General features: G+C 67.4%; 1 protein-coding gene. It reads left to right on the top strand.

Annotated features, from left to right (window positions below; genetic code table 11):
- A partial coding sequence (locus ACYVDE_RS25595) for a GWxTD domain-containing protein (protein WP_460504318.1) occupies positions 1-559 on the top strand: 559 nt, incomplete at its 5' end.
- Positions 560-595 lie beyond the last annotated feature (36 nt).

Below are 595 nucleotides of genomic sequence, written 5' to 3'. Positions count from 1 at the left end.
GGGCGGCATCGCCCCGCGCACGCTGGCCGTGCTGGTGGCCCCCAATGCCTACCCCACCCTCACCACCGCCGCCGAGCTCATCGAGCCGCTGCGCTACCTCACCACCAGCCAGGAGCGGCAGAAGCTCACCGATGCGCCCGACCCTAAGCGCGCCGTTGATAAATTCTGGCTCGACATCGCCCAGGGCAACCAGAAGCTGGGTAAAGAATTAATTCGCAGCTTCTACGGCCGCGTCACGGCGGCCAACCGCCTATTTGCCGCCCACAAAGCCGGCTGGCTGACGGACAGGGGCCTTTTGTACGTAGTGCTGGGGCCGCCGCCGGGCGTGCGCCGCCTGCCCGATGGCGAGGAACGGTGGTATTATCCCGACGGCGGGCTGACCGGCGGCCCCATCACCTATACCTTCCGGCCCCGACCGAGTACCTTTGCTCCTGATTACTACGAATTGGTGCGCCGGCCCGAGTACGAACTGCTCTGGTATGCCGCCGTTGAAAAATGGAGAACCCCACCGACCGCCCTGACCGGCCCGAACGCGGACAACGCCCTGCCCGCCCGGTAGCCGGCCGCCGCTTCTACGACGGCGCCAACCGCCCCG

It is taken from the genome of Hymenobacter agri, assembly GCF_054778495.1.
This window is presented reverse-complemented; position numbering and strand designations above follow the sequence as displayed.